The sequence below is a fragment of the Paenibacillus sp. FSL R5-0475 genome (genome assembly GCF_038004585.1).
GTDB lineage: Bacteria > Bacillota > Bacilli > Paenibacillales > Paenibacillaceae > Paenibacillus_AQ.
In genome coordinates this window covers 1,113,329-1,139,654 of the sequence record NZ_JBBORK010000001.1, presented here as the reverse complement: position 1 = coordinate 1,139,654, position 26,326 = coordinate 1,113,329, and the positions used below count along the sequence as shown (strand labels likewise).

31 protein-coding genes are annotated in these 26,326 nt (G+C 41.0%); 2 read left to right on the top strand and 29 right to left on the bottom strand.

Going from position 1 to position 26,326, the window contains the following annotated elements; translation table 11 throughout:
- Positions 1-36 precede the first annotated feature (36 nt).
- The 21 genes from MKX41_RS04825 to MKX41_RS04725 all read right to left on the bottom strand — a co-directional run bounded on the left by MKX41_RS04825 (position 37) and on the right by MKX41_RS04725 (position 18,450).
- Entirely contained in the window at positions 37-672 is a 636-nt protein-coding gene (locus MKX41_RS04825; protein WP_340968931.1) for an NAD(P)-dependent oxidoreductase, read from the bottom strand.
- 21 nt (positions 673-693) lie between these two features.
- A complete protein-coding gene (locus MKX41_RS04820; protein WP_340968930.1) occupies positions 694-1,587 on the bottom strand; it encodes a beta-1,6-N-acetylglucosaminyltransferase in 894 nt (297 codons plus the stop codon).
- Positions 1,588-1,692: 105 nt separating this feature from the next.
- On the bottom strand, positions 1,693-2,568 hold the full coding sequence (locus tag MKX41_RS04815; protein ID WP_340968928.1) for a VOC family protein: 876 nt from the start codon (positions 2,566-2,568) through the stop codon (positions 1,693-1,695).
- A gap of 148 nt (positions 2,569-2,716) precedes the next feature.
- Positions 2,717-3,049 carry a low molecular weight protein tyrosine phosphatase family protein gene (locus MKX41_RS04810; RefSeq protein WP_179086694.1) on the bottom strand — a complete coding sequence of 111 codons (333 nt, stop codon included), beginning with the start codon at positions 3,047-3,049 and terminating at the stop codon, positions 2,717-2,719.
- A 30-nt stretch (positions 3,050-3,079) separates the two neighbouring features.
- The gene (locus tag MKX41_RS04805; RefSeq protein ID WP_076282983.1) at positions 3,080-3,454 is read right to left on the bottom strand and encodes a hypothetical protein; all 375 of its coding nucleotides are present in this window, start codon (positions 3,452-3,454) and stop codon (positions 3,080-3,082) included.
- Positions 3,451-4,197 (bottom strand): Type 1 glutamine amidotransferase-like domain-containing protein, encoded by a 747-nt coding sequence (locus MKX41_RS04800; protein WP_340968926.1) that lies wholly within the window; start codon positions 4,195-4,197, stop codon positions 3,451-3,453. Before MKX41_RS04800 ends, MKX41_RS04805 begins: the two co-directional genes overlap by 4 nt.
- 17 nt (positions 4,198-4,214) lie before the next feature.
- A complete protein-coding gene (locus MKX41_RS04795; protein WP_042187237.1) occupies positions 4,215-4,799 on the bottom strand; it encodes a GNAT family N-acetyltransferase in 585 nt (194 codons plus the stop codon).
- A 61-nt stretch (positions 4,800-4,860) separates the two neighbouring features.
- Positions 4,861-5,595, bottom strand: a complete 735-nt coding sequence (locus MKX41_RS04790; RefSeq protein ID WP_149644562.1) for a metallophosphoesterase family protein — start codon at positions 5,593-5,595, stop codon at positions 4,861-4,863.
- A 235-nt stretch (positions 5,596-5,830) separates the two neighbouring features.
- Positions 5,831-6,253, bottom strand: coding sequence for an Rrf2 family transcriptional regulator (locus MKX41_RS04785; RefSeq protein WP_340968924.1), 423 nt, complete (start codon positions 6,251-6,253; stop codon positions 5,831-5,833).
- A 122-nt stretch (positions 6,254-6,375) separates the two neighbouring features.
- Complete coding sequence (locus tag MKX41_RS04780) at positions 6,376-7,251, bottom strand: YitT family protein (RefSeq protein WP_179085712.1); 876 nt, start codon at positions 7,249-7,251, stop codon at positions 6,376-6,378.
- A 227-nt stretch (positions 7,252-7,478) separates the two neighbouring features.
- Positions 7,479-8,561, bottom strand: a complete 1,083-nt coding sequence (locus tag MKX41_RS04775) for a nucleotidyltransferase domain-containing protein (protein WP_340968923.1) — start codon at positions 8,559-8,561, stop codon at positions 7,479-7,481.
- 205 nt (positions 8,562-8,766) lie between these two features.
- Positions 8,767-10,071 (bottom strand): alkaline phosphatase family protein, encoded by a 1,305-nt coding sequence (locus MKX41_RS04770; protein ID WP_340968921.1) that lies wholly within the window; start codon positions 10,069-10,071, stop codon positions 8,767-8,769.
- Positions 10,068-11,327: an MFS transporter gene (locus tag MKX41_RS04765; protein ID WP_339247299.1), complete on the bottom strand. Its 1,260-nt coding sequence runs from the start codon at positions 11,325-11,327 to the stop codon at positions 10,068-10,070. The genes MKX41_RS04770 and MKX41_RS04765 overlap by 4 nt, the downstream gene beginning before the upstream one ends.
- A 108-nt stretch (positions 11,328-11,435) precedes the next feature.
- Positions 11,436-12,260 carry a hypothetical protein gene (locus tag MKX41_RS04760; RefSeq protein WP_340968919.1) on the bottom strand — a complete coding sequence of 275 codons (825 nt, stop codon included), beginning with the start codon at positions 12,258-12,260 and terminating at the stop codon, positions 11,436-11,438.
- 24 nt (positions 12,261-12,284) lie between these two features.
- A complete protein-coding gene (locus MKX41_RS04755) occupies positions 12,285-12,866 on the bottom strand; it encodes a DJ-1/PfpI family protein (RefSeq protein WP_340968917.1) in 582 nt (193 codons plus the stop codon).
- A gap of 16 nt (positions 12,867-12,882) precedes the next feature.
- Positions 12,883-13,629 (bottom strand): type I methionyl aminopeptidase, encoded by a 747-nt coding sequence (gene map, locus MKX41_RS04750; RefSeq protein WP_076299489.1) that lies wholly within the window; start codon positions 13,627-13,629, stop codon positions 12,883-12,885.
- A gap of 32 nt (positions 13,630-13,661) precedes the next feature.
- The gene (locus tag MKX41_RS04745; protein WP_340968914.1) at positions 13,662-14,582 is read right to left on the bottom strand and encodes a hypothetical protein; all 921 of its coding nucleotides are present in this window, start codon (positions 14,580-14,582) and stop codon (positions 13,662-13,664) included.
- 365 nt (positions 14,583-14,947) lie between these two features.
- Complete coding sequence (locus tag MKX41_RS04740; protein WP_076282991.1) at positions 14,948-15,580, bottom strand: SGNH/GDSL hydrolase family protein; 633 nt, start codon at positions 15,578-15,580, stop codon at positions 14,948-14,950.
- A 160-nt stretch (positions 15,581-15,740) separates the two neighbouring features.
- On the bottom strand, positions 15,741-16,919 hold the full coding sequence (locus MKX41_RS04735; protein WP_042187216.1) for an NAD(P)/FAD-dependent oxidoreductase: 1,179 nt from the start codon (positions 16,917-16,919) through the stop codon (positions 15,741-15,743).
- A gap of 39 nt (positions 16,920-16,958) precedes the next feature.
- Positions 16,959-17,402 carry a DUF1641 domain-containing protein gene (locus MKX41_RS04730; protein ID WP_042187214.1) on the bottom strand — a complete coding sequence of 148 codons (444 nt, stop codon included), beginning with the start codon at positions 17,400-17,402 and terminating at the stop codon, positions 16,959-16,961.
- Positions 17,403-17,607: 205 nt separating this feature from the next.
- Positions 17,608-18,450, bottom strand: coding sequence for a DUF2785 domain-containing protein (locus MKX41_RS04725; protein ID WP_445671340.1), 843 nt, complete (start codon positions 18,448-18,450; stop codon positions 17,608-17,610).
- Positions 18,451-18,712: 262 nt separating this feature from the next.
- On the opposite strand from MKX41_RS04725, the gene MKX41_RS04720 reads away from it, so the two are divergent.
- Positions 18,713-19,330: a nitroreductase family protein gene (locus MKX41_RS04720; RefSeq protein ID WP_339247283.1), complete on the top strand. Its 618-nt coding sequence runs from the start codon at positions 18,713-18,715 to the stop codon at positions 19,328-19,330.
- A gap of 107 nt (positions 19,331-19,437) precedes the next feature.
- Here MKX41_RS04720 and MKX41_RS04715 read toward each other — a convergent pair whose 3' ends face one another.
- The 6 genes from MKX41_RS04715 to MKX41_RS04690 form a co-directional block, all read right to left on the bottom strand.
- The gene (locus MKX41_RS04715; protein WP_340968910.1) at positions 19,438-20,058 is read right to left on the bottom strand and encodes a hypothetical protein; all 621 of its coding nucleotides are present in this window, start codon (positions 20,056-20,058) and stop codon (positions 19,438-19,440) included.
- Positions 20,059-20,129: 71 nt separating this feature from the next.
- Entirely contained in the window at positions 20,130-21,278 is a 1,149-nt protein-coding gene (gene dnaN, locus MKX41_RS04710) for a DNA polymerase III subunit beta (RefSeq protein ID WP_340968908.1), read from the bottom strand.
- Positions 21,279-21,614: a hypothetical protein gene (locus MKX41_RS04705; RefSeq protein ID WP_231573432.1), complete on the bottom strand. Its 336-nt coding sequence runs from the start codon at positions 21,612-21,614 to the stop codon at positions 21,279-21,281.
- A 180-nt stretch (positions 21,615-21,794) separates the two neighbouring features.
- Positions 21,795-22,280, bottom strand: coding sequence for a DUF3888 domain-containing protein (locus MKX41_RS04700; protein ID WP_339247274.1), 486 nt, complete (start codon positions 22,278-22,280; stop codon positions 21,795-21,797).
- A gap of 60 nt (positions 22,281-22,340) precedes the next feature.
- Positions 22,341-23,303, bottom strand: coding sequence for a phosphotransferase enzyme family protein (locus MKX41_RS04695; RefSeq protein ID WP_340968906.1), 963 nt, complete (start codon positions 23,301-23,303; stop codon positions 22,341-22,343).
- A complete protein-coding gene (locus MKX41_RS04690) occupies positions 23,300-23,746 on the bottom strand; it encodes a GyrI-like domain-containing protein (protein WP_340968903.1) in 447 nt (148 codons plus the stop codon). The genes MKX41_RS04695 and MKX41_RS04690 overlap by 4 nt, the downstream gene beginning before the upstream one ends.
- Positions 23,747-23,919: 173 nt before the next feature.
- Here MKX41_RS04690 and MKX41_RS04685 point away from each other — a divergent pair, with 173 nt between their 5' ends.
- Entirely contained in the window at positions 23,920-25,134 is a 1,215-nt protein-coding gene (locus MKX41_RS04685) for an MFS transporter (RefSeq protein WP_042193708.1), read from the top strand.
- A gap of 103 nt (positions 25,135-25,237) precedes the next feature.
- Here the strand turns inward: MKX41_RS04685 and MKX41_RS04680 are convergent, their stop codons facing one another.
- Together MKX41_RS04680 and MKX41_RS04675 are read right to left on the bottom strand one after the other, a co-directional pair.
- Positions 25,238-25,942: an SAM-dependent methyltransferase gene (locus MKX41_RS04680; RefSeq protein WP_340968901.1), complete on the bottom strand. Its 705-nt coding sequence runs from the start codon at positions 25,940-25,942 to the stop codon at positions 25,238-25,240.
- 42 nt (positions 25,943-25,984) lie between these two features.
- Complete coding sequence (locus tag MKX41_RS04675; RefSeq protein WP_042187201.1) at positions 25,985-26,284, bottom strand: hypothetical protein; 300 nt, start codon at positions 26,282-26,284, stop codon at positions 25,985-25,987.
- Between the last annotated feature and the right edge of the window lie 42 nt (positions 26,285-26,326).

The window sequence follows — 26,326 nt, the reverse complement described above, 5'->3', positions numbered from 1 at the left end:
TTCTTTTTATATATAGTCCTTACTCGTTATACTCACTTATGATTCCGAAACAACTGTAAACCGTTCACGAATATGCTGCGGCTGTTCAATTTCATCTACAATAGCAATCGCATAATCTTCATAGCTGACATAGCTCTCACCTTTGGAATTCACAAGCAGATGATCTTTGCCTTTCACATAAGAACCCGTTCTTGTCCCAATTGCAAAATTAGCGGATGGACTAACGAAGGTCCAAGACAGCGAGTCTGTACCTTGCAGGATCTCCAGGTTCTTCCCTTGATTCGTAGCCGTTGGCTTGATAAAGTCAGGGAAATCAGGGGTATCTACCACTTTAAGCGTCTTAGCTTCATCTACATATAAACTTCCCGCACCTCCAACTACAATCAATCTTGTATTAGGGGCATCCTTTAATGCTTCAATAAGCACATTTCCGGCATCCACATGCAGATACTCTTGTCCAAATGGTGCTCCAAAAGCATTCACAACAACATCAAAACCCTTCAAATCTTCAGCGGTAAGTGCAAATATATCCTTTTCGATGACCTTTGCCTTACGATTTGCAACTTTCGATGCATCCCGTACAATGGCTGTAACTTCATGGCCTCTATCTAGCGCTTCCTGAGTGATTCGGCTTCCGGCTTTTCCACTTGCTCCTACAACTGCGATTTTCATATTATTTCCTCCTGTATATGTTTACGATGTTTTTACTTTAGTATTTATATCAAGGAGATCCTGAACGATGGTTCTGTCGATATCGAGATCAAACTTTCTTCCCCAAAAGCATTCTGTACCCGTACGAGTGATCCGGTCATAATCTTCTATCGTTAGTGTTCTTGGATAATCCGGTCCTGTTTCCCAGTCTGTATACCTCTTAATTTCACTCCGTACATTGTTCTTAAACCCACTATTCAAAATAATCGTATGGAAGAAGATTTCATCTCCACATAATGTGTTCTTAAAAAATCTAACATACTCTGGAGAAGTAGAAGTAAACTCCATGATGTATTCCATACATTCACCTGTAATAGACATCCAGTTAGAGCCTTTATACAGCGATTTTGGCAGAACACCCAACCTTCTTTGCAAGAATGGAACGTTCATTACTGCTTTAATATACCTCATCCTAATGGCAGCCATACGCCTGGTTCTTGAGATCAGGAATCTAGGATAATAAACCGACACCCTCTCATAACATCCCCACGTTTCAGAAGTATTCGGTAATTGCTGATACTTTACAAATTCGTCCCCCTGATTCTTCTTAAAGAAATCAAGAATAACTTCGTTGGAAGCTAAGGGCAGATCCTGACCACTTATGATGTGGATATAATTGAATTTCCCATGTTCTTTGATCAGCGCAAAACACTTCAAAACACATTCAATCTGACTGTAATGCCCCCACCTTACATCAATAGGCTCTTTCACAAAATGAATATCGTTACGATGAGTAATATCACCTTCAATACCACTCTTCTGATCGACATGTAGGAAAAACTCGACGGAGTCATTAGTTAAACTATCGATTAGCATATTGATCTGCTCAGGATTTTTGTGACAAAGGATCACATACGCCATTTTGAATGATTCCAACAACCTTCACCCTTCCGCCCATCTTTTTCCAAATATTATAAAATAAATGGACAAAAATGGATAGTTCTTTCTATCCAGAAAAAGGTGAATTCGATTGGTGATTAGTTATTTCGTATGACTTTTCACTATAAGTCTGATTCCAATGTTCCATGGATCTTTGAATGTAGGGGCTCCATTCTCTTCAACAACGGTGTAACCCGCCTGCTTAACACGCTCCACTACAGACGTACGCTCCTCTTCATTCGGAAGAAGTAAGGTGAAATAATCAATTCCTACTGCATCAGCAGGTGCCACAGGTGCGCCTTGCCCTGCCCATATATTCAATCCAATGTGGTGATGATACCCACCTGCTGAGATAAACATTGCCGCACTGCCATAATTAGCTACTAGATCAAAACCAAGCAAACCAACGTAGAACTCCTTCGCCTTAGTTAAATTACCCACATGAAAGTGTACATGTCCGATCACCGTTCCAGCTGGCAGCCCGTTCCATTGTAAGCCTTCAGAAGCCGCCAACAAACCATCTACATCCACTGGGTCCGTTGTCATCATTACATGCCCTTCCGCATCATACTTCCATGTATTCCTAGGACGATCTCTATAAATTTCGATTCCGTTGTTATCCGGGTCCTGAATATACAGTGCTTCACTCACCAAATGATCTCCCTGACCCACTTCAATTCCCAACGCGATCAAATTGCGTACAACGAGTCCCAAGCTAGGACGATCCGGAACAAGGATAGCAAAATGATACAATCCAGCCACTGAGTTCGGACGAAGAACCTTTGCATTCTCAATCTCCCGCAGAATCAATAACACATTATGACCGTCAGCAGTCATTTCCACCTCACGGCCAGATTGCCGCAAGACACTTAACCCCACCACGTTCTGATAAAAGGTGAGCGAACGCTCTAAATTACTTACTCTAATTTGTACCAGACCAATCTCTACGTCCGGATGAAGTGTTGTTTTAGTTGTCATTATATTTCCTCCCACTATTCCTGTAACTTGATCAGTTACAAATTAACTATCTTTAGTATAGTTACCTTCTATATGTTTGTCAATTACCAACAAAAAAATCATGCTGACTGATTCACAGCCAAACATGATTCATAAGAACACCTCATCCTTAGGAGTGCCATTCCTGTAAATATTCAGATACACTGGATTCAAGAAGTCCAATTAAGTCTTCATCCATATACTTATAATCATCTGATATATTCAAACAAATTATTCTTTTGCCGATTACACCGTCTCTGAATTTATCTTGAATTCTTCGAACATGCTTCTTCTCCATCACAAAAATAACATCCGCCCAGCCCACATGTCCTTCAGAAAGTTTGATTCTGGCATGATCCTCTGTTCCAGCAGATCTCACTTCATGACCATCAATTCCTTGAAATATCTTCTCCGCAGTTAAACTCCGCCAGCGATTCTGGCTGCAGACAAACAGTAGTTTAATAGAGAGCACCTTCCTTATCCGATTAATACCTTATTTCGTTTGTCGGTTTAGATAAACCCTCCTATTTAAGGAGGCATCCGAAACCCATGTTGTCAATAAGTCTTTGTTAAAAAGATATTCATTACCAACTCTGATATAAGGGAACATAGTCCCTTCAAAAATGCCCGATCTACTTAAATTCTCATGCTCCGTTTTAATAATATTCATCACTTGATCTTCAGTCAGATTTAAGTATAAGGCCGTCTCTTTAATATCCATCAAAAGCTTATCTGCCGTTACTATGGATGGAGTCTGGTCTTGATCAACTTCCAACTCTTTATCGCCATTAGTTATTGAACATCCAATAATAAATGAAATCCCTAGAATAAGACTCGCCACGATAATTGAGATTTGATTAGACTTCATTGATCACCTCCACCGTACACTTCATGAAGAGGTCTGTAGCTTGGGTGTTCTTCGATTTGCGTAACGACAACACCTTGCTCTGAGTCCATCACACGGTAGGCTTTAGATTCTTCTCTTGTCGACATCACCTTATATTCATTATCCTTGTAGATGATGGCACAGTTATTATCCACTGCGATTCCGAGCAAACCTCCGTCTTTTACCATACGCGAAAAATCCTCAACCCGAATATCCTCATTATAATGCGGACAATGAATACCTGGCAGAATCCCCATCGCTTCAAGCTTAATATACTGCCAGTTCCCTTGGTCGTCGAACGCTTCAGAGTCACTATGCCCATATTCAAACCAGCAAATGGAACCTGCACTCAGCCCTGCCAAAATAGTCCCCGAGTTGTACGCTTCTTTTAGAAGAGCATCTACGCCGGTATTTTTCCAAATCTCCAGCATCTTTCGGGTATTACCACCACCAACATAAATCAGATCCGCGGATATAATTAACTCTGCGATTTCTTCATGGGTATAGGTTTGGCTCACAAGCAATAAATGACTTGTTTCACATCCTAGAATCTCGCCGTACACTTTGTTGAACGTATCACAATAACCTGGTGCATCACTACTAGCTGTTGGAATAAATAACGCTTTCGGATTAGCTTTCTGGGTTAACTTCACAACTTCACGATCCATTTCAAGTGTTTCTAAATCGATTAGCTCTCCCCCACCGATTACCACGATAGTCCCCATAATCTCCCCTACTTTCACTAGGATCTGTTTTCTCCCTTTCCGTATTCCTCTGCAAGAATGCTGTAAATCTCCAAATCAATGAGCCCTTTACCTGACCATACATGGGCTTGTCTTAACGTCCCCTCTTTCATAAAGCCACTTTTCAAAAGGACCCGCTTGGACCGCTCATTAAAAGGCATGACTTCAGCTTGGATTCGATTGACCTCTGCCGTCTCAAATAAATATTTTTTCACCATTTCAACGGCCTGAGTTGCAATCCCTTTTCCCCAATAAGACTCCGCCAAAAAATAACCAATCGTGACCATATCCACTTTTTGATTAAAATCCATAGCTTCGATGATACCTAGCAGTATGTACGGATTATTTTTACGGAAAATTCCCCACTTCACTCTTAACCCTTTATTAAAATCACGTTCGAAATGTCCGATCATATTCTTTACTGTATCTTTATTATGTTTCGGAATAATTCCGCAGTACTCAAACACTTGATCATTGCTATAAATTCCAAATACCTCTTCAAGGTTACTAACTTCAATTTTTTTCAGTGTTAGTTGTTCGGTTTCTAAAGTAGGGAATTGCTCAAATACATGACTAAGCTTCAATTCGTTCCCTCCGTTACTTTTTGATGTTGTGAATCAAGGTTACCGCTCGAAAGCTCATCTTCTATCCCCGCGCATTCCCTCTATACTGCGCAGTTCTAAGCTCTCGAATATAGGGCTCTGTAGCTGGCATAACCGCATCTATGGCTTGTTGAATGGCTAACTCAATATCATAAGGAACTCTTACAAATTGTATATTCAAAGATGCTGTTGTCAGGCCTCCATACTCCCCCTCCAAAATCACATAAGATGCCTGAGTGACATCTAGAGGATTCCCCACACTGCCAACATTAAATAAAGTCTTCCCTTCTAAATGTTGTATAAAAGCATTGTGAATGTCCCCATAACCTACGATATCCGCTTGTCGCTTCTCCTGGCAGAGATCAGAACAACCAAACATAGACAGCCGCTTCTCATAATCGTCCCAAGGCTGAATCCGTTCATAGTAGCTTCGCGGTGAAGCATGAAATAATCGGATAAACTTACCACTCATCATAAACTCAATCGAGAACGGTAATGTACCTAAATAAGCGAGGCGGTCTTTACCTAACAAATTCCGACTCCACCGGGCCATTTCAAAATCAACATCCTGATTCATTAAATCATCCCAGTTTCCCATAACACTGATTTCACAATTGTTCTTAATGATATCAACGGCTAGATCTGAATTTGGTCCTTTACCAACAATATCACCTAGGCAAAATATCCTGCTAATTCCACGCTGCTTAATATCCTCTAATACGGCTGTCAAAGCCGGGATATTTCCATGAATATCTGAGATTAATGCGATTTGTTCCACTGTAAATCCTCCGTTCATTTTCCACTTCAGCATATTAGAGTTTCCCTATATGAAGTATTATCTGTTTTATGCCTTCTAAATACAGATTCTATGATTACGCCCTACTTCCCTTCTTTAAGTCACTACTCTCCTGACCCGAGCCATTCGGAGCCTCTTAATATGTTTCCAATAAAAAAAGACCACAATCACGTTAGCACATGTTGTGGTCTTCATTCTACGTTGCGATATGGAGTGGTTATATTTCAGGCATTTCATTCACAATCTGCTCCAAAGTAACCTCCTGAAGGACATTCTCCATCGCCTTTTGCGCGAGCGAGAATACCGGCACAATGGCGCTGGCTATATTTTTGCCGACTGGACAATCCGGGTTAGGGTGCTCATGAACCGAGAACAACGAATCCTCCTCCACCGCGTTTACTGCCTTGTAAATCTCAAGTAGTGTAATCTCAGCGCTACTACGTGAAAGTGAGGCTCCTGCGACTCCGGGGCGGGCCGTTACCAGTCCTGCTTTTTGCAACATACTAGTTAGCCGGCGGATAACTACAGGGTTGGTGTTCACACTACCAGCTATCCACTCCGAGGTACTTTTACCCTCTTTATTACTGTCGATTAACGTTAATATATGAATGGCTACCGCAAATCGGGTGCTGATGTTCACTATAAATCTCTCCTTTTGCCATACTACCCGGCTAGCAACAAGTGCATTAATCAGATGCAACAATAATAGTTACATTTTATGCATTTGTCAAACACTGAAGGAGATGCAATTCAGGATCGTAATTAGTGAATATTATGCTTTTTGAAATTACCACCCTTAACTTCTGCTACATCATATACTACGACAAAAGCGTTAGGGTCAATTTCATGAATGATTTCCTTGATTTTGCTTTCTTCCAGACGGTTAATTACACAGGTAATTTCTTTGAATTGTTCATTGGAGTAACCACCGTATGCATCAGTATAGGTTGCCCCACGTCCCAATCGGTCACGAATCGTTTCCACCATAATTTCCGGTTGAACGGTGATGATTTTGAAAGTTTTAGATCCGCTCAAACCTTCCTCAACGATATGAATCACTTTAGAAGCAATAAAATAAGCAAGTGCGGATAGAATCGCCCCTTGTAGACCAAATGCAGTTGAAACAACAATAAAGACAAACATGTTTAGGAATAAGATTAGATCACTTGTCCCAAAAGGTATTTTTCGTGAAAGCAATACAGCCAACATGTCGATCCCATCTAACGCTCCACCATTACGTAACGCTAAACCCATACCAAAACCGATAATAATCCCGCCTACAACAGTAATTAATAATGTATCTCCTTCAATAATCGTTGGCACATGGTGCATTAGGCTTGTACCAATGGCTAGTGAGGCAATACCGATAATGGAATAAATAGCAAAGCTTTTACCAATTTGCTTATATCCTAACCAAACAAATGGGATGTTAATTATAACAATTAGCAGCCCTAACGGTAATCCAAACAGCTGTGAGCCAACGATACTTAGGCCTGTAACACCACCATCTGAAACATTGTTAGGTATTAATACGGATTCCAGGCCATATGAAGTTATAAGTGCGCCTATAATAATTAATATGACTTTTGAAAATATCTTCAGCTTATTTGATTTTTGATGCTGTCTTATTCCATGCATTCCATTTCCCCACTTCAAATTAGTTTTTTATATCACTGCAAGTGAAAAACATCCACTGGACAAAAGCCGACAAAAAACAGTCTATAATAAATGTCACCACTTTGGCAAATCAGACGCCGCTAGTATGATATCTATTATTTTACCCATATGACTTAAAATAATCTTATCGTTCCATAAAAAATGAAAAAACCAGACTACGAAAATTCGTAATCTGGTAATCTTCTCTATCACACCTTCATGTATTCGTTATATAATTCCTCAAAAGTATCGTATCGTTCAACTTTCCTTCCCACCTTATTATATTCTTCAAGATATTCATCCATAACCTGCAGGAACTGCTCTTTAAATAAATGCAGATGATCTGAATCAAAATACTGCATAATATCAAACTTTTTTGTTCCCCTTGATTCTGTCATTTCATCAAGAAAATTTTGTATGCCCATGGCTGCATAATAAGCATAAGATTTATCATTTAATTCCACACTTGCTATAACCTTATTGCGGCAGTTACACCATAATTCCTCAAAGGTGCCACCAAGATTATCATAGGTTGGGACAGGCTGAATCACAAAATCCTTATACATTTTATTATATAAATCATTGACGCTTTCTAAAAATCTATATGATGCACTTCTGATTTCAACGATAGTCTTCGCATCGATCACAGCCATATATATATTTTCAAAATCATCAGGAACATAACGATACGTAGCTATTTCCTCCAGATATCTCTTAAGTCCCCTTTTAAAATAGGTATTGTTCAAATGTGTTAGAGCATTTACCGAATTGTATACAACTTCGCATGAAGCATACCTCACTGCTCCGATATCTTCAGAAAGTAATGTATTCGTATATTCTTGTTTTGCTATGTCTATATTCTTTTTCGCTCTACTAATACATTCACTCCCTATAGGCTTAGCCAAAGCATCGAGAGCTCTTTGTTTATATAAGTTTAGCTTTTCCAGATATTCGGGTTTCGCACAATATAACAGCTCTAAATCTATCAGACACGAAATCATTGGGCTCTCAAGATTCGCTTGATCTTCTATCCTTGTTTCCCATGGCGTACAATAGATGTCGTATCCAACATCCTCCAGAATAAAACACGAAGATATTCCCCATCCTTGGGCCGTGTTATTAATTATAATTAGATCAAGATCGCTTTTTTCATGAAAATCTCCGGTACTGAAAGAACCTGTAAGCCCAATGATTGCAATGTCATCAGGAAAATCTCTCTTAGCACGTTCAATAACCATACTAATTAGTCTGTCATTTTTATTTAGAATTTTTTGTCTAATATCAGCATCCATATCCAATTCTCCTCTTACTCCATTTTAATTCCATTGTATATGGATATCGCTCAAGTAAATATTCCGACTTTATCTATATTCAATCTATACCAACTACAAGCCCTCCTCCTTCTTCTGGGTAAACAAATAACGCGCTGGCGAGAGTACGGCTCTTCTCTACCAACGCGTTATCTAGTAATTATGAATGCTTTTCTCACTGCTTACTTTAGTAAATGAAAATTTCATCTAAAGGTCTTCCGTCACAAGGATTAAAATCAATCCCTAAAATCTTTGCCATCGTAGGAGCTATATCTACCATTTTGAGATCCCCTATAGGAAAATCACTTTTCACCTTATTCCCTGAGATCACCAAGTTGCATCTATAATCCTCTTTATCGGGAGAGTAGCCATGCGTAGCATATTTAATCCCTTGTTTGTCCAAATCAACAATCGTAGGTTCATCCATGCTCTCATCGAAACAATAGCCTCTCCTAGCTTCAAGCATATATTTAGTAGATGGGCCCACATGAAGTTGATTCAGCCGCTCTCTAGTATACACTTCCTCTATACCTGAAGCGTCATCATCCAGATATTCCTGAATAACAGCTAACGCTAATTGTTCAGCTTCTTCATCACCTTCTTTAATATGCAGATAAGCGGATCCGCCCCCACACTGAAAGTAAGCTCTCCACTTCATTTCGCCGTTCTCTTTATAGATCAACCCTTTTTCCTGCAAAAGGTTGTTCAAATGCACTTTGTACCGAACATTGAACTGGCCATGGTCACCCAAAACTAAAAAAACCGTGTCATCCTTTATCCCGGCTTCATCCACTGCTTGCATAATATCACCTAATCTCTTATCCATACGTGTGATTACCCGCTTCACTTCATCGCTGTCAGTACCGTAGACATGCTTGGCGTCATCCAGATCAATCAAATGCATCATAAGAAGATTAGGCTTTTTACGCTTAATCGTTTCCATCGCACACTTTGTCGTGAAGTCATCCAGATAAGGCTGTTCAATTCCTTTTCGAAGCCGTCCATATTTCAGCTCCATTTCAATGCAATATAACGGGCTCCCGCTTTTTAACACCTTCAGTGCCTGATTTTCGTTGTTGATGGCTCTGATTTCAGGGATATTATATTGGATTGAGGATTTCCCTGATACCGGCCAGAGGATTCCTGCGGTACTCATGTTATGCTCGCGCGCAGCATCATAAATCGTGGGCACCTTTATCGCATTTCTGAACCAGAACCAGCTTTGCTCCTTTTCCTTCACAAACGGCTGAAATGGATTGTTATGGTGGATACCATGCTTATCTGGATATACACCGGTTGCTATCGTAGTGTGTACCACATAAGTGAGCGTGGGATATACACTTTTTAATTGATTACTATGCGCTCCGTTCTTAATCAATTTCGATAGGTTTGGAAAACGGCTGGCCATTTCCCATTGGTCTTCTGAAAAGGCATCGTAAGAGATGACAATCAGATGTTTGGCCATTGCCGTTTGTTCTTTGCTTGACTTCATAGGATAAGTCCCTTCGGTTCATCTTGTTCAAGCTTCTCTTTTGGTAAAGTTATAAATACGAAGAATCCAATAATGAATAGTGGGATAATCGCTAAAATACTAAATTTAGCGTTGCCTGTTAGGGTAGTTGTTAATGACATTACAGCAGGACCCACAATCGCCGCAAACTTGCCAAAGATATTGTAAAAGCCAAAGAATTCATTGGATTTTTCCTTAGGAATAATCTTCGCATAATAAGATCTGCTAAGCGCTTGAATCCCTCCCTGGGCAGATCCAATTAGCGCTCCCAGAATAAATATATGCCACACTGAAGTAATAAAGTAAGCAGCGATACAAGATATGATATATGTAAAAATCCCCACGATGATCATCGTTCTAGCTGAGTATTTTTTGGCAAGATTACCGTACAGGATAGCACACGGAAATGCGATGATCTGGATAACTAATAAGATCCCCAGTAAAGTAAAGGTATCAAAAGCATCCGCACCCAGTACCGATGTGGCATATGGCACTACCATTTTAATAATCGTATCTACCCCATCAATATAGAGAAAGTAGGCGATCAAGAATACAAATACTACTTTATGCTGTCTGACATTTTTAAACGTGTCTCCCAGTCTTATAAAGCTATTAATGACCGGTTTGGGTTCAGGTTCTATGTAATATCTTTGCTGCACATCCTTGATCATAGGCATGGTCAGCAGTCCCCACCAAAGGGCAGTGATTATAAATCCAATCTGATAGCCGATTGATTTATCCATCCCCATAAACAGAATCAGCAGTAGGCTGATACCGAATGGAATAACGCTGGCGATATATCCAAAAGCAAACCCTTTTGAGGATACCTTATCCATCCTTTCATCCGTGGTTACATCCACCAGAAAAGAATCATAAAAAATATTGGCCCCGGCAAATCCTATGACCGACAAAATATAAAATACAATCAATAACTGCCACTGCCCACTCGCAGGTGCAACGAAAGCCAGCGAAGCAGTAGCTATCACGCCGATCAATGAGAAAAATATGAAGAAGCGTTTTTTCTTATCCTTATAATCTGCCATCGTTCCTAAAATCGGGCTAAGGATGGCCACCAGAATACTCGCTATGGAATTAAAATACCCCAAATCCATGCTGTTGTTAACATTCGAAAACATCCCAAATACAATAGGCAGTAAAGCCGTTGTAACCGCCATCGAATAAGCCGAATTTCCACAGTCATATAAAATCCATGATTTTTCCTCTTTACTTAGTTTCATCTAACAGCCACCTTTTCACCTAGTTCCTTCTGTTATATCACTTAAGCATATGTGGCATGTTAAATGCATGTAAAACTACACTTCATAATTCCACTGGAGAGCTGATCCTCATGTCCTCTCCTGTATTGTCAAACTTTTAAGGACCTCAGCAACCTGTAGAGCATACTTTTTACTCAAACGTGACTTACCAAGATTACTCTTCACAATCTTAATCATTCGGGTATCTCGGCTCTTAGCGAATTTCTCCAGCATGGCAAAGCCCGCTTCAGGTTCACTCGCCACAAATACACTTAAGCTGTATTCAAGCCCCTTAGATAATACACGAAAATGCTCAGCGTCCTCATATTGCACTTCCCCACTACCCATATTTTCCATGATTCGAGTAGCCAACTGAAGACAATAAAGCGTATTCTCTTTCTTTTTTAAAAGAGGAGGATGCGCTAACGCTGCTACAAAGGCTCTTTGTTCAAGCCCGTTCGCACCCTCCTCCCACATGTCGATCAACTGCCTGATAAGGGCAAAACCATCCTCCCCTATACTTTGCAGCGCCATAGCAGACGCTTCACGCATCCTCCATCTGGAGTCGTTCATGGCTGTCTTAATGATGCTCTGAATCATAATTCGCTGCTCTTCTTCAGCGTAGCTGTAATAAGCGCCCAGCGCTCTAACCGCACAAAACGGCAGAAACTCACGGGGATCATTCACCCCAGCTTCTGCCTCTGTAAGATTAGCCCAGGAATTAAGAAACTCCCAGTCTGTCTCTGTTAGTTTAGGATGGGCAAAATGTTTGGCAAAATTGCCTGATAGCTCCAAATTCACTCGTGGTCCGGGAAGATTGCTCTCCTTCATCAGCAAATCTCTAAGCTGTCCCCACTGCTCCTTATCGCTTACCCATTGCTGAAACAGCATATCAATCATTTTTTGTCCAGCCATCTCTGGTCCCTCCGGTATTTACCTTTAGATTTGAACAATCCCCTGCATCTCGTATGGATAATCAATCTGCTTTTTTACCGAATCCATCGCTGCTTCTCCAGCCAAGCGTGAAATCAGATATAACCCCAGATCAATGGAAGTGGACACTCCACCACCTGTAATCACATTACCATCATGCACAATACGGGTCTCCACAACTTCTTCACAGTAAGGTTTTAGTAATTCATAGGCAGATGGATGGGTAGTAGCTTTCTTCCCTCCTAGCAGCCCCGCAGCCCCAAGCAGCAGTGAGCCTGTGCAGACAGATACCTTATAAGGAACATTGTGAGCACCAGCAAGCCACGAGACAAAACCTTCATCATAACGAAGTTTCCGTGTCCCCATCCCTCCAGGTACAAATACCATGTCATACTCCGAAAGCTCTGGCAGCACTTTTCCAGCTTTAACTGTGAAACCTAACTCATCCGTCACTTCCTCCGACGCTGCACATATATCCCAAGACAAATTTTTGCCGATTTCAAATTGCCCCAATCGATAAATAACATCATAGAACCCCGCAAAATCTAAGAACGTAATCCCGTCAAAAAGTATAAAGGCGATTTTCAATTTCGCACTCTCCTCTTTATGGCTTGGTTAGGATAATAGGCTCACCTTTAGTCACAATAATCGTATGTTCAAACTGTGCTACCCGACCATTGTCTACGACACTCAGTGTCCATCCATCCGACTGCTGCTCCACGTAATCTGCTCCAGTAGAAAGGAAAGGTTCAACCGTAATCACCTGTCCCTCTTTTAACACTGTAGTCACTCTTGGATTGTAGAAAGGTAAGATTTCAAAAGGCTTCTCATGGAGTGATTTGCCAATCCCGTGGCTGCACAGATTACGTACCACTCTATAGCCGCGTTTCCGAGCTTCGAGTTCCATCATTCTGCCAATCTCATTGACCTTCATCCCTGCTCTCAGATGATTGATCACGCTCATCATAGTTTCCTCTGCACTCTGGCATAGTCGAAGAATGTCATCATTATAAGGTGGTAGTTGAAACGAAACTCCGGCGTCCCCATAATAACCATTCAGTTCAGCAGATACATCAATATTGATCAAATCACCAGCATTAATCACTCTAGGACCAGGAATCCCATGAGCAACCTCTTCATTCACACTGATGCAGGTGCTGCCTGGAAAATTATACGTTATCATTGGGGCTGAAGATGCTCCGAATTCCGCTAGAATTTCAGCTCCAATCTTATCAAGCTCCGCTGTTGTCATACCTGGAGTTACTTTCTTTTTCATCTCGGCGATGGTATGTCCTACTACTTTCCCTATGGCTTTTAGCCCTTCTAAATCTTGTATGGTATCACTCGTCATCTATCACACATTCCTCTCACTTCTGGTATGAATCACTTGTCTAACTTCTGAAATGCACTTCCATTCCACTGAAAAATATCTTCCATCTGTTTACCGGCTACACTATCGTAATAACTTCTCTTGAAGCTATGATCATCCACTTTATCAAGCTTTATCGAATACCCCTTAGGACTGCTGATAAATAAATCAGAGTCGGGTTTGATCCCTAATTCCTCTATAACGTTATTTTTTCTAAGCGTAAATAGCTTGTAGAAGTAACCATTACTGGATCCGTACTGACCAATCGTAAAATCCGGATCGCCGTCGCCATTATAGTCCTCAAACTGAATTTGAAAAAAATCATTAAATATTATGGGATCCTCAAAATGTTCACTGAGTGGAAAGCTATTCAAAGTTCTCCCTTGATTATCGATAAGAACAAGCCCAAATCTGCCACTCCAATTCCTTCCCATCAACGGACCTGGTATTGTCCAATCCTCACTGTAGGTTCCATCTAAAAGCTGCAGATTCAAGAATCCAGTTCTATTAGTTAAGGGATAGAGATCATTATGTGATATCGTTACTGGACCTGTAACCTTAACAGAAGACTCCAGCGACTCCGTCTGTTCTATGTTCGCCTGATCTGCTGTTCCATAGATGAGTTGTCTTATTTGATCTGCGTTTTTCACCGGAATAGAGTAGCCCTGACCACCATTCTCAGCTGTAGTAAATAAACCTTTATAGCCAAGTTCATTACCTATTGCTATGTAATAATCCTCCGAGTAGCCATCACCATACACAAGCTCCATATCGAAATCAGGAGCCCAATCTAGCTCACCTGATAATTTTTCACTCTTGTTCATAGCCTCCGAAAGCGCCTTAATCAGAGCGGAGTCCTTCAGTATTAGGGTCTCAAAATGTTCGGGTCGATCAACTTGGTTCTGATCACTAGTTGTTACAGGAGTTAAAGACACTCCGGCGATCCACCTTGCATTGATGAAGCCCACATCATTCTTACACCCGCTTAAAAGAGCAACCAAGAACAAGGGTACAACCCATAGTAATTTCCTAATGCGAACCACCTCCAAGAAAAGAAACATAACCTAATTATAACAGCGTCCATAAATATAAAGAAATCGACTTTCCGAACCATTACAAGCATAAACGCCTTCGGCTTCCCTATAAGGACGGCAAGTGTTTAAGCGAGAAATATAAGGATAATTTATAGCATGGAGCATATAAATTCTTATATTTTTAAAAAAAGACTATAACCTGCTCCTTTAATGAGTGGTTCTAGTCTTATAAAATCAAGTAAATATGTAGTGATATGATCAGACGATTAAGCTTGAATTGCGCTAACCGTCTTAAGCCAAGCCTCTGCAATAAGTGCATGGCCCGCAGGTGATGGATGTACTCCATCCGGAGCCCAATAAGCAGGCTCTGCTTTCACGGATGCCGCAGCAAACAGGCCATCCAACGGAACAAGTAATGCACCATATTCACGTGCCAATTCACGAACAATGTGAATTTTAGGGTCCAAATCCTGGCGCCAAGTTCTACGATCTTCTGGGACAGGCAACACAAATGGCTCGATTAAGACTAAATTAGCAGCCAGCGAATGCTGCGTGCGTTCGATCAGATCACGATATGCAGCTTCAAATTGTTCAGGCGTTGTTTCCTGACCAGAATCAAAGCGGCGCCAAGTGTCATTTATCCCAATATATATGGACACCCAAGTCGGCTTCAGATTCAGGCAATCCTTCTCCCAGCGTTCCTGCAAATCTACTGCACGGTTGCCGCTAATTCCACGATTATAGAACGTAAGATTCTTCTCAGGATATAAATGCCCCAGACGAGCGGCGACCATCAATGCATAACCTACACCAAGCGATGAAGCATCATCATAATTACGACCCCAATCCGTTATACTGTCGCCTTGAAACAGAATGACATCGTTTTGTCGGAATAACATCACGTAATCCTCCCCTATTTTCCCCTGTTAATATTAGCCAATATAGTATATCAAAAATGAATACTACGTACTAGGACAATCATTAACAATTCATGGTAGAAACCACTAGAGATCAACAAAAAAACCTGCTCAAATTAGAGCAGGTTTTCCAATAATACAATTAATAAGCTAAGCTAAACAATCCTTTAATGTGGGACAAGTAACGAATATTACTTGCTTCCTTCATCAAGGTTGCAGGTAATCCTTTTAGCGGAGTTGAGCTAGCACCAACGATGGCTACACCGTCTTTACGACCTAAGCTCGCAAGCGTACCTGAGTTGATCGGACTAAAGGATTCAAATGATTTATCCTTCAAGTATGCATAAAGATTGTACCCGATCAATTCGCCCATTTGCCAAGCGATTTGTGCAGTTGGCGGATATGGACGACCATCTTCGGCAAAGACAACGGCGCTGTCACCAGCAACGAATACGTCTTTGTGTGATGTGGATTGCAAGAATTCATTTACCGTTGCACGACCACGGTTCACTTCAAGACCGGACTCACCAATCAGTGGATTTCCTTGTACGCCGCCAGTCCATACGAAGGTGTTAGCAATAATTTTTTGACCATCTTTCAAGTCAATGACATTATCCGCTACATTCGTAACAGGTAGTCCTGTCAAGAATTGAACACCACGTTTTTCTAAGCTTGCCACTGCGCGTTCGATCAATGCATCTGGCAATACTGGTAAAATCTTAGGGCCTGCTTCAACCAGCATCAGTTTAATTTCTTTAGGATCCACGCCATATTTCTTAGTGAGTGTTGGCAACACATCAGCGATTTCACCAACAAGTTCAACACCTGTTAAGCCACCGCCACCGATTAGGATGCTTGCATCCGCTGGATTTTTAGACTTCGCATATTCACGGATACGCTCATCAATATGACGATGAATTCTGTTAGCATCTGCTGCCGATTTCAAAACCATACTGTATTGCTCAAGACCTGGAATGCCAAAATAAGCCGTAGTGCTTCCAAGACCCACAACTAAAGCATCGTAGGACAATGTCACACCATCAGATAGTGTAATTTGTTTGTTTTCAACAGAAAAAGAATTCACCTTTGCAATTTTCAGGTCGATATCTTTACCTGCAAAAAGCTTAGCTAATGGCATAGCAACAGCACCTTCTGCAACACTACCCGCTGCAAGACGATGCAATTCTGTAATAATTTGATGTGTAGGATATTGATTAACGACTGTAATTTTAGCTTCGTCCTTCTTCAGGTACTTGCGTACAGTTAAGGCGCTTAGTAGACCACCATAACCTGCTCCTAGAATGACAATATGTTTAGACATGATGTTTCCTCCGTCCTTACGAATGAGATATAAAAAATATTATTTCTGTTGACTGCGTTCGCCGGCAACTTGAAGATAAGCATTTACGAAACGGAAAAGCTTCTGTGCTTGTGGATCTTTCATCATCTTCATAAGACCAAATACACCGATCACATCGCTATTTTCATTCGCACGATCTTGCGCTTCGATCACTGTAGCTGCCATATTCTTCGCCGAATGCACCACTGGTTCAGCAAGTTCTTTAATTGCACTTACCGTATCACTTTTCAAGACTTCATCCGCAGCAACAGTTTGAACAAAGTCATATGACTTTGTGAGCACGCCAACAAGCTCTGTTAATTTTGGCAACTGTTCCACTAAGACAGTTAACGACTCCTGAACTTCAGGCTTCAATAGCTGCTCTAGAACATTCATTTGTTCTTGAGTGACAGCTAATTTTGGTGATTCTTGCTCAGGTTGTGTTTGAGTGATTGTTTCTGACATATCCGAATCTCCTCTGCAAATAAGCTTTGCTGCTTAATAGTAATAAAAAATAAAAACTTATAACGCCATATTTCTATTATAGCACTTATCAAGTTATAAATGTCACAAAGTTTTTGATTTTTTCTAAAGTTTTGTGATTTTTATTACATTAAAATAAATTAGTCATAATTTTCGATATTATTTATATGCATAGATGATTAAATGCTTATTGTGTAAATTCATTCAAATTCATCTCCGCTTTCAATAAAACCTCGACCATTGCCGGATTGTTCTTTAATGGTAGCAATCTAAAATACAGAGAACGAACGAAATTTTTGGTGTTCACACGAGCAACGTACTGGCCGCGGCTTCTCGGCCACCCCCCACATTGCTCCAAGTTGCGAATCCAGTCGACAATAGATTGTTGTGGAAGTAAATGATGATCTATCATTGTAGCTACAATCGTAGCGATCCGTTCATCTTCTTCATCGCTAAATATGTACTGATCGTTGTAAAGCATCCTTTGGATGACTGCCAAAACCTCTTCCCTTATTGCAGCATCACTCTCCGAGCAGAGTACCAGTCCATCCAAGGCATCTGCGCCATGGGCTGCAGCATGTGCCCAGCCTTCTTCTGGCATAAATCCTCGTAAATCCTGTTCTTCCTCATAATATCTAATCAGCGCTTCCTTCACATTTGTAAACTCTGCGCTATCTAAAAAAGCCTGTTCCCTATGCCGCTGAAGAATCAGCGCAACGATCAGTACCGAAAACGTTCTTGTGAACACAGCCTGATCTTCTTTGCTGCCAATGTGATAGAACAAATGCTGCTCGTCAAGGAGAATCAAAAGTAGTTCACGAAGCTCCGCATCACTAAACCATTGTTTCTCGTTAATCCATTTGTAGAAGGTGGAATAGATCAAATCATCTCGTAGCTTCGGCTGTGGATCTCCTATGTACTCAAGCATCAATTTCACACAATCCCTTAATTGCTCCCCACTTCTAAGCTCGTAATCGTTCTCTTCAATTCTTTGCAGGTCAATTATCAACTGCTCTCTAGTATCGTTCAACATTCCCACCCTTTCATCAATAAAAGAAATTAAATTTTTCGTATCCTAATATCCTAATTTACATCCCAATATTTTACAACACACTATTTATTCTTCGACACTCCAAGCTACTTAGAGAGCTGAATGTAAATGAAGTGAATTTAATCATTGACGAATATAATTAACTGTGCTATTTTGAGTTAGTAACTAATAGTTAGTTCATTTATAAATATCACTTATTTATAATTAACAAGCAAATACATAACATATGGAGGAATAACTCATGAGCGCTTTTACAGATTTGATTGAATCCCGCAGGTCTGCTATGAATTTTGTTGAAGGGGTGAAGATCCCACAGAATGAACTAGAGGAAATGTTCTCTTACGCCAGATTGGCTCCATCTGCATATAATCTTCAACATGCCAATTATAAAGTGGTTGCTAATGAGAATTTAAAAGAAGAGATTCGTAAAGCGGCTTACGGTCAATATAAAATCCACTCCGCCTCAGCGGTAATAGTGGTACTCGGGGATAAGAATGCTTATCTGAAAGCCCCAGAAATCTTCGGAGGACTTAAAGCTTTAGGGGCTATGAGTCAAGAGGATTATGATGCAGAGATAGAAACGATTAACAATGCATACAAAGGAAATGATGCTTTCCAAAGAGATGAGGCTATTCGGAATGCTTCTCTGTCTGCCATGCACTTCATGCTGATTGCCAAAGATAAAGGCTGGGATACCTGCCCGATGATCGGCTTTGATCCGGAAGCGATTCAATCCACTTTAAATCTACCCGATCATATGGTACCTGTTATGCTGATCACTATCGGCAAAGACAAGAAACATAAAATCAGACCACGTGGCTATCGTAAACCGGTCAATGAATTCGTTGAATTTATCTGAGGGTCATTGGAAGATATCGATAGATATAACAAAAGCGTTTCATCCGATATTTGAAGTTCGGATGGAACGCTTTTTTACTAAGGATGTGGAGCATAAATCTTTCTTCACTACTTAGCATACTGAAGAATTGCAATCGCTGCTCGTTCCCGTCGTTCGGCGTTCTCACTAACAAGAGCTTCCTTCAAAATATCGAGCGCCATTGATAATGTCTCTTCATCCACATGCATTCGATTACTCACCGCTTGCTCTGAATCAGAAGAACCTGTAATCCACAGATCCACACGAGCACTAGGCATCGGCCCCTTATACTGTTTGACCACTCCACTATCGCTAAGAAACTCTTTTATCCCTGCGTTTAGATCGGTTATAGGAAGACTTTTCAGCCAAGTTACACCACGTCGATGGCATGTACCGATGTCTGGCGCGTCAAATAATTCATTGTAAAAATAATCGCCAAGATCTCCTAGATGTACCCAATCGCCATCACACACCAACACATAATCGCCATCCTGCATCGTATGTACAAAGAGTTGAATGGCTTGTATATGTTCTGTAAGCTCCAACTCACTGTATTGGTATGTATGAATCATCCGATCACGGAGGTCCACTTTACTGATGTTCTCCAAATCCCCTATTCCGGGATATCCGATACTCACATAATTATCCTCTAAAAATGCTGTGATTCGTTCGGTCCCAAGCGGTTTTGATCCCATCTGAAACAGATTCATAGATCATTCCTCCAAGTAATTAATATAATATTTTTTCAGCAAAGAGAACTCTTCTTAGCAAGCTCATATGCCTATCCTCCATCCTGCGTCCTCATTGGTGTAATTAAAAAAAGTGTGGACGAAGTCATGTCTACAGGCTGTATCACCAGTGGTCTTTCTTTTCCAGCAAACCTTATTCTAAGCGTCTCACTATCGATCGCCCGAAGGATGTCTCTGAAATATTTTCCGTTAAAAGCTACTCGAAAATATTCACCTTCTAGATACTCCAATGGAATCTCCTCTTTTGCCTCACCTACGTCGGCGGTCCTGGATATTAAATGAAGTATACCGGAGGGATATACACCGAGCGTTACACTTTCACCAGCCAATATAGCAATACGTTCAACCACACGCAACAAACGCTCTGTCTTAACGATCACTTCGGATATATATACTTGTGGAATTAAATTATCGACATAGGGATAAGTACCCTCAAGTAGCGAGGACTGAACCCTCAAGCCATCAGAAATAAATCTGATTTGTTTTTGACCTATCTCGATTTGGATGCTGCTGCCCTCATCATCGTTTATTATTTTTAAAAGATCCTCAAGGGTGCTGCCCGGTATAATAACATTTAAAGGACTTGCTCCGTAATCTTCTACGTTTTCAACAACATGCTGAGCGAGGCGGATGCCATCAGTGGCGACTACGCGAATATTTTGATTATCTATTTGAAGTGAAACACCTGTGAGCACAGGTCTTGTTTCCAACGAAGAGACCGCAAAAACCACATGTTTAAATATTTGCTTCAAAAGTGTGTTCTTCATGCGTATCTTTTGGGTGTTTGGATGATCCACGTAATGGATTCTCGGAAATTCTGCAGTGTCCATCCCGCATAAACGAAACTGAGTATTGCCCGATTGGATATTTAGAATCAATGTCTCTGCGATTTCCAGCCTAATTAATCCAGGGTCAAGCTTGCGGATGATCTCATAAAAATAACGTGCGGGCACTACGATCTCACCTGGTTTGTGTACAATCATCGAATCCATCTTCACAGGAAGCTTATATTCAATGGTCATTCTTATATTGCTGGCTGTTAAAGTCAGACCCTCCGCTTGCGCCTGAATATGTATTCCGGAAAGAACACGGGAGGAACTATTCGCGGATATAGCTTTTAAGACTGCTTGTAGTGCTGTGCTAAGAGAATCTTTTGACACATGGATTAGCAAAGACCTCACCTAACTCTCCTTAGATTCCTTTGCAAAATGTGCCTCAATAATGTTCCGAAATACCTGGGAGCGAGATACGTTCTGTTCCTCACAGGCCTGCTCTATCTCCTGCCAGATGTTTTCTGGTAACGTCAAAGATACCTTTTTAGTTATACCGGTGCTTTTTCTGCCAGCCCCTTCCCGAAGACCTCCCCTCGTAAAAAGAAACCCTAACTGCCCGTCTTTAGTAGCTACGCCTACCTTAACTTTATCCTTAGAGCTGCTTGTGATATCGCTTGTGATTTTAGAATTGAATTCACTTAAAATTTCATCTCTGTGTTCGTCTTCGAATTTATGATCACTCAATCCTCACACCTCATAATTTGAATTTAGTAACTAAAATCAATAAATCCACTATTTTCATAATACCATACATGCCAATAATCCACCACCATTCTAGACACAAAAAAAAACACCCCATAGATCGGAGTGTGTGGTTAGCTGGGTAAGCGTTCGAAAGTGTGATTGTAAGAGTTAATTACCGCACTATCTCAAGATATTCTGGTAATTTGGTGTAAGGTCAGACTTTCGTGGGTCTCTCAAATGCTTGAATGATTCTAACTTCACCTTAGGACCAGGAGTGATTCTAAAAGTCATAGTATCCTCTCCAACGGAAAGATGTGGACCCACTGTAGGGTGTATATTGAGTGTAATTAAGAAATCAAACCGACGAAATCCATTCACTCGCTTTATATCTGTAACATCTACTAAATAAGGATACACTGTAGGAGTTATCGTCAGAAGTGGCGCATAAATCTCAGCCATTTTTTTCTCAATATGGGGTAAAAGAAAGAGCATTAGTGTGTCTTTGTACATGAGCTCGCGGGAATCCTGATCTGGAAGTTTCGGTTCCGAATCAGATCTGGACGGAGCCTCGGCTTGCGGTTGAACTAACCCATTAGCGGAGCAAGGTTGTTGCCCCAGCAAGAACATAACTGCGATAAGAAGAGGAGCAATCCAGCTTTTTTTCATCAAAATAGCCTCCTTAGGGAACTTTTTATAAATTCCCCAATGAGGCCCTATTTTTATACGCTAAATCTCAATTGTGTTAAAAAGAAAGGGATCTCCCCTAAGATAATTCCTTAGAATCGCTTGCGCATAAGGCTGTTCTGCTTTCAGTCCCGCGGTTTCTCTAGGGTCGGGTGCGTGATGGCAATAATTTTCGATCATAACCATGACCGTAAAATTCTCTAAAGTCTGAAACCACTCCCCATCAAGCTTTGCCCCACTTTCGTAACCCTTAATGACCAGTTCTCTTTGTAAAGGACACAACCCTAGAATGGTATGTGCCACATCATAAAGATAATATCCCCAGCCACATCTTCCGAAATCAATCGGTCGAGGTTCACCCTCTTTAAATATGATGTTCCCTTGATGTAAATCACCATGGATAACCCCATAAGTCCTTCTGTTCTTATTTTTATGCTGCTTGCTTAACCAGCCGTATAATTTCTCAGCCGCAGACTGATACAGCACGAACTCATCATCCGAAAGAAAACTATGGTAGTGCAGCTTTAATCGGAGCATTGCTTTTCTAAAGCTATGTTCATCCCACACAGGACGATTAAAGCCTGGAGGTAACTCAAGCTCCTGTGCCGCTTTATGTAGCTTGGCTAATAGAACGCCTTCTTTGTAAATTTGTTCTTCGGTAAGTCTTTCGTTCGCATGTTCGCCTTCAACCCAGCGCATTAACGATGCATATATACCATCCTCATTACCTTGCTCCACTTTGAACGTAAATGAACCCGTTCGATCATGAACGCCTTTCGGCAGGGGGACATCGATTTTGCTCTTCAAAAGCTCCAGCCAAGCGATTTCGGAGTTAATTTCTTCTTTAGATCTCCCCGAGTGAAGACGCAGCAAAAAAGTCCCCTCTTTATTAGTCTCTATTACAAAAGTGCAGGTGTCCGATCGTTGGTTGAAACGAATCTGTGTCCAATCGAGGTCAAAGTGCTGGAGCGCCATTAAAGCGGCTTGCTTATAATTATTTCTCATCGCAATGGAATGTACACATCAACCTCATCAGGCCACGTAGGATTAGCAAACTGATAAACTTCAATAGCCAGTGCATGATCATTACTCTGCAAACCATTTTCTCTCACATAAGTATGAAGAATCTCATAAGGATCGCCTTTGGATTTCACCTGGACATACCGATGAGCCGGGATCGTAAAACCAAGCATCCCTTCAGGAACATTCGTGAGTTCCTCCACTTCCATACAGATCATATAGGTAAATAAATTCTCCGAAGTAAAATGTGGACTAAGGTATCGTTCAGGGTGAATAATATTGCTAATTTCATCTTTTCTACTATTAAATTCTCGCTTCATCGCCTCTACTCTTTCCGTCTCGTGCCCTACAAAGGAAGAAGTAATACTCAAGCCTATTAGCTTCATCTCCGGTAATTCGAGCACTTGGACTACACCTTCATCCATCATGAATAATTCATCCCTTCTATGATTATTTAAAATGAAAATATCTGAAATAAATATTTCTCTTGAAAATAATTTCAGAAAACTAAATAATATAAAGCAGTACTACTTGTCGGATCTATCATCTTAATAAGGGTGGAGCTTCATTACAGACAGAAGAAAGGTTGAACATCGGCACCATGAACGCAATTCCAAACCTCAACAAGGAACCAGCCCGTGTGGAAAAAACACGCAAAGAACCTTTCCCCATCTCTATTCTTTCACTTACGGTAGGCGCTTTTGCCATTGGAATGACTGAATTTGTCATCATGGGTATTTTACCAAATGTCGCCAAAGATTTACAGGTTAGTATTTCTACTGCAGGTCAGCTCATCACGATGTATGCCCTTGGAGTAGCCGTCGGTGCTCCTATTCTAACCATCCTTACACAACGAATTCCGCAAAAGAAACTGTTATGCCTGCTCATGGTATTATTTATTCTAGGCAACGGAATCTCTGTATTTGCTCCAAACTATACCGTTCTTATGGTTGCTCGTATCATCACAGCTTTAACACACGGGACTTTCTTTGGCGTTGGTGCAGTGATCGCTTCTAATCTGGTCAAGCCCAATAGGCGGGCCGGAGCCGTATCTATTATGATGGCTGGTCTAACGATTGCTAATATCATCGGTGTTCCTCTAGGAACATTTATTGGGCAAAACATGGGCTGGCGCGCCTCATTTGCTGCGATAGCAGTCATGGGAGTCGCTGCACTAATCGGCATTCTTATTTTCATTCCAAAGATTAAACAAGACAAACCTGCTAGTGTAATCCAGCAAATTTCTGCGCTAGCTAATCCTAAACTGCTTCTATTCTTACTGATCGGTGCGCTTGGTAACGCCAGCTTGTTCACAGTGTTCACTTATATAGCGCCACTGCTAATGGAAGTTACCGGCTTTGCCGAGCATAGTGTGACATGGATACTAGTTCTCTTCGGCTGTGGTGTAACCATCGGGAATATCGTTGGCGGGAAGCTTGCAGATTGGAAGCTGATGCCTTCTATCGTGGGACTTTATTTCGCGGTTAGTGTCATTCTTACGATCTTTTCCTTTACAATGCATAGTCCAGTAGCTGCGGTCATCACAATATTCTTCTGGGGTTTGGTATCCTTTGCGGTCATGCCAGGATTACAAATACGGATTATGAGTCTAGCTCAGGCCGCTCCTGCCCTCGCTTCTACAACCAGTCATTCCGCAGGTAATCTCGGAAACGCAACAGGTGCCTTCATCGGCGGATGGGTCATTTCTCATCTTGCGATTACTTCGCTGCCATGGGTCGGTGCCGTTCTGGTAGGACTCGGTCTGGTACTGGGGATTGCTTGTTATGTAGCAGAACGTAAAGAGAAAGTGGCGTAATTTTTATAGGCTTATATTAAAAAACGAGGGTGTCTCCAAAGCGATGAAAACGGCTTAGGGACGCCCTCGTGTTTCATTTTACAAACTATAGCTATCTACTATCTTATGGCTTCATTCTTCTAATGCTCAGCATCTGATTTGCCCCTTTTTGAAATTCATAAGGAACCTCCATCTCCTCCACAGCGAAACCTTGTTGAACCATCTCATCTATAAGGCGATTTAAATGCTCATATCTTTTGCAAGACAGATCAACTAAAGGGAAAATACGAAGCTCTCCGCTAGTCACCCGCATAAGTTCATTAATAGTCCTTAGATGAAAATCATAATCCAGCCGATCACTATACATAAATAGGAAATGCGCAGACAAAGTCAGATCAAAATCCTCATCATTGAACGGCAGATTAGGTAAAATCACAGGAACATATCGCGCCGGGGTTTGTCTCTGATCCCTGATGTTATCGTTTAAAGCCCTACTCCTCGCTTGTGTCAAATCCTCTATAGACTTAAAGTAGTCCCATACAAAATTGCCCTGTACCTTAACCAGTTCAGACATAGCATGCTCAATATCTTGAACACCTTTATCTTCAAGCTCATCCGCAGAGTAATAATAAGCGATATCCGCAGCAGTCACTTCACTCCCTAACTGATTCGATATCGCTGTAAAAGAGCAGGCACCTGCAGGACAATCCAAAATCCGCCTGCCTATAAGATCCGCTTCTTTCAATTTGAACATCTGTAAATATTCCTCAAAGGTCCTTCCTATAAAAACAATCCTCTCCAACTCAAGCTTTCCCTCTACTCCGCTCATCTCATCTCACCTTTCCTCATCTCGGCTAATACTGCTCGCTTTTTACTTCTGTTTAAATATATGTATAAGATAATCTATAAGAAGTCCTAGAATCAGGAACGACCCAAAATGAATTACATACGTGGGAAATCTGACGCTGATTAATATACTGCTTGCAGCCCATTCAGTATTATTAACATCAACCATCCAGTTTGCAAAGGGCTTCATGAAAATCAGCGTATCTATAATTGGATTAAGTCGTACAAGAATGATGTTTGCGATCTCAATCCCCAAATAATCACCCAGACAGATGATGATACTAATAATCGAAAACCAGAAACTGAATTTTCTCCTTAAAAACATCAAGCACCGCCCTCTCTTTTTTTCCTAATACATACAATTCGT

Bases quoted from the DNA above. Each gene is read 5' to 3' on its own strand.
- MKX41_RS04805 (WP_076282983.1), bottom strand. From the start codon at position 3,454: ATGAAGTCTAATCAAATCTCAATTATCGTGGCGAGTCTTATTCTAGGG.
- MKX41_RS04685 (WP_042193708.1), top strand. From the start codon at position 23,920: ATGAACGCAATTCCAAACCTCAACAAGGAACCAGCCCGTGTGGAAAAA.
- MKX41_RS04720 (WP_339247283.1), top strand. From the start codon at position 18,713: ATGAGCGCTTTTACAGATTTGATTGAATCCCGCAGGTCTGCTATGAAT.
- MKX41_RS04780 (WP_179085712.1), bottom strand. From the start codon at position 7,251: ATGCATGGAATAAGACAGCATCAAAAATCAAATAAGCTGAAGATATTT.
- MKX41_RS04700 (WP_339247274.1), bottom strand. From the start codon at position 22,280: ATGAAAAAAAGCTGGATTGCTCCTCTTCTTATCGCAGTTATGTTCTTG.
- MKX41_RS04825 (WP_340968931.1), bottom strand. From the start codon at position 672: ATGAAAATCGCAGTTGTAGGAGCAAGTGGAAAAGCCGGAAGCCGAATC.
- MKX41_RS04730 (WP_042187214.1), bottom strand. From the start codon at position 17,402: ATGTCAGAAACAATCACTCAAACACAACCTGAGCAAGAATCACCAAAA.
- MKX41_RS04770 (WP_340968921.1), bottom strand. From the start codon at position 10,071: ATGAAGTCAAGCAAAGAACAAACGGCAATGGCCAAACATCTGATTGTC.
- MKX41_RS04690 (WP_340968903.1), bottom strand. From the start codon at position 23,746: ATGATGGATGAAGGTGTAGTCCAAGTGCTCGAATTACCGGAGATGAAG.
- MKX41_RS04800 (WP_340968926.1), bottom strand. From the start codon at position 4,197: ATGGGGACTATCGTGGTAATCGGTGGGGGAGAGCTAATCGATTTAGAA.
- MKX41_RS04695 (WP_340968906.1), bottom strand. From the start codon at position 23,303: ATGAGAAATAATTATAAGCAAGCCGCTTTAATGGCGCTCCAGCACTTT.
- MKX41_RS04680 (WP_340968901.1), bottom strand. From the start codon at position 25,942: ATGAGCGGAGTAGAGGGAAAGCTTGAGTTGGAGAGGATTGTTTTTATA.
- MKX41_RS04815 (WP_340968928.1), bottom strand. From the start codon at position 2,568: ATGACAACTAAAACAACACTTCATCCGGACGTAGAGATTGGTCTGGTA.
- MKX41_RS04760 (WP_340968919.1), bottom strand. From the start codon at position 12,260: ATGGCTGGACAAAAAATGATTGATATGCTGTTTCAGCAATGGGTAAGC.
- MKX41_RS04740 (WP_076282991.1), bottom strand. From the start codon at position 15,580: ATGTTATTCCGACAAAACGATGTCATTCTGTTTCAAGGCGACAGTATA.
- map (WP_076299489.1), bottom strand. From the start codon at position 13,629: ATGACGAGTGATACCATACAAGATTTAGAAGGGCTAAAAGCCATAGGG.
- MKX41_RS04675 (WP_042187201.1), bottom strand. From the start codon at position 26,284: ATGTTTTTAAGGAGAAAATTCAGTTTCTGGTTTTCGATTATTAGTATC.
- MKX41_RS04735 (WP_042187216.1), bottom strand. From the start codon at position 16,919: ATGTCTAAACATATTGTCATTCTAGGAGCAGGTTATGGTGGTCTACTA.
- MKX41_RS04775 (WP_340968923.1), bottom strand. From the start codon at position 8,561: ATGGATGCTGATATTAGACAAAAAATTCTAAATAAAAATGACAGACTA.
- MKX41_RS04765 (WP_339247299.1), bottom strand. From the start codon at position 11,327: ATGAAACTAAGTAAAGAGGAAAAATCATGGATTTTATATGACTGTGGA.
- MKX41_RS04715 (WP_340968910.1), bottom strand. From the start codon at position 20,058: ATGAATCTGTTTCAGATGGGATCAAAACCGCTTGGGACCGAACGAATC.